The organism is Burkholderia sp. E168m22 (genome assembly GCF_001319805.1).
Taxonomy (GTDB): Bacteria; Pseudomonadota; Gammaproteobacteria; order Burkholderiales; family Burkholderiaceae; genus Burkholderia; species Burkholderia orbicola.
The window spans coordinates 1-1,748 of the sequence record NZ_BBSK01000125.1 but is presented as its reverse complement, the minus strand read 5'-3'; the positions used below and the strand labels follow the sequence as shown (position 1 = coordinate 1,748).

General features: G+C 69.3%; 2 protein-coding genes. Both read right to left on the bottom strand.

Annotated elements, in window-relative coordinates; all coding sequences use genetic code 11:
- Positions 1–627 (bottom strand): FAD-dependent monooxygenase (locus AP428_RS29200; RefSeq protein WP_197285612.1); only part of this gene is annotated, 627 nt, incomplete at its 3' end.
- A 41-nt stretch (positions 628–668) separates the two neighbouring features.
- Positions 669–1,544: an alpha/beta fold hydrolase gene (locus AP428_RS29195; RefSeq protein ID WP_011545688.1), complete on the bottom strand. Its 876-nt coding sequence runs from the start codon at positions 1,542–1,544 to the stop codon at positions 669–671.
- Positions 1,545–1,748 lie beyond the last annotated feature (204 nt).

The window sequence follows — 1,748 nt, the reverse complement described above, 5'->3', positions numbered from 1 at the left end:
CAGATAGGTCAGGAACAGGTGCCGGTCGCCTTGCTGGAACGTGAAGCGTTCGCGCAGCAGGACCAGCACCTGTTCGGGCAGCGCGTGTTCGTCGACGAGCCCGCGCCACGCGACATAGCCCGCATACGTCGGCCGCACGTCCGGCAGCAATTGCGCGCGCACGGTCGAGCGGCCGCCGTCCGCGCCGATCAGCAGGTCGGCCGTCTCGGCGCGGCCGCTCGCGAAGTGCGCGACGATCCGCTCGCCGTCCTGTTCGAACCGCTCGAACGCGTCGCCCGCGTGGATGACGCCGGCGGGCAGCGCACGCTTGAGCGCCGTGTAGATCACGTTCCAGCCCGTCTGCGTCTGCGGCATCGCGAAGCGCTGCACGATCCGGTCGTGCGCATCGACGTAGATCCGGTCGATCGAATCGACGCCGGTCTCGCGCGGCAGCGCGACGCCGCCGAACGCGAACGCGCGCTCGATCGGCGGTTGCAGCACGATGCCGCCGCCGCGGCTGTCGAGTGCGTGCGGCGATTGCTCGAAGACGCGGACGTCCCAGCCGGCCGCGCGCAGCGCGGTCGCCGCGAACAGCCCGCCGACCGATCCGCCGGCGATGACGGCCTTGCGGCCCGCTCCGTGTTCCAATTCGAGGTCCCCCGATGATGCCGCGTGCGGCGGGCGTGGCGTCAGCCGGCCCAGCCGCGCAGGAAATCGACCAGCAGCGCGTTCACGCGCTCGGGCTGCTCCTCGTGCGGCAAATGCCCGCACTGCGCGATCGGCTCGGCACGCAGGTGGGTCGCCATGCCTTCCCATACGGCCTTCATGTCGAACATCTTGCCCACCGCGTAGAAATCCTCGCCCCAGATCGCCATGGTCGGGCACGCGATCCTGACGTCCGCATCGACGAGGTCCTGCTGCACGTCTTCCGCGTTCGCGCGATAGTCGGCCAGCGCGCCGCGCACGGCCCCCGGGCGCCGATACGCACGCACGTACGTGTCGAACGCATCGCCCGAGATCGCGTGCGGGTTGTAGCACCAGTCGGCGAAAAAGTAGCTGAGCCATTCGGCTTCCTTGCCGGCGATCAGCGCCTCCGGCAGGTCGGGCACCTGATGGAACAGGAAGAACCAGTACGCGCGCGCCGTTTGCGCGGTCATGTTCTGCGCGACGATGCGCGTCGGCACGTTGTCCATCACGACGAGCCGCTCGACGCGTTCGGGGAAGTCCTTCGCGAAACGCGTCGCGACGCGTGCGCCGCGATCGTGCCCGACGAGTGCGATGCGCTCGATGCCGAGCGCATCGAGCAGCGCGGCGAGATCGCGCGCCATGTTGCGCTTGTCGTAGCCGGCCGCGGGCTTGTCGGTTTCGCCGTAGCCGCGCAGGTCGGGCACGATCACGCGATAGTGCCGCGCGAGCGCCGGAATCTGGAAGCGCCATGCAAAACTGGTTTCGGGGAAGCCGTGCAGCAGCACGACGACGGGCCCCGCGCCGGCATCGATGACGTGCTGGCGGATGCCGTTCGCCGTAACGGTGTGATGGGTGAGTGCGAGCGTGTCGGTCGTCATGTGGGAATCCCGGTTCGATGCGGACGGTGCGCGATACGGCTCGCGTCCGATGCTGTCCGAGCATAGGCCACGCGACGCACGTCGTGGCTGAATCGTTCTGAATTCCGATGCGAGGCGGCGGCGCGGCGGCCGGCTCGTCGGCGGTCGTCGCGCGCATGCGTCACCGCGCCGCACCGCACGTTCAGAACGATTCAGTTCGCCGCC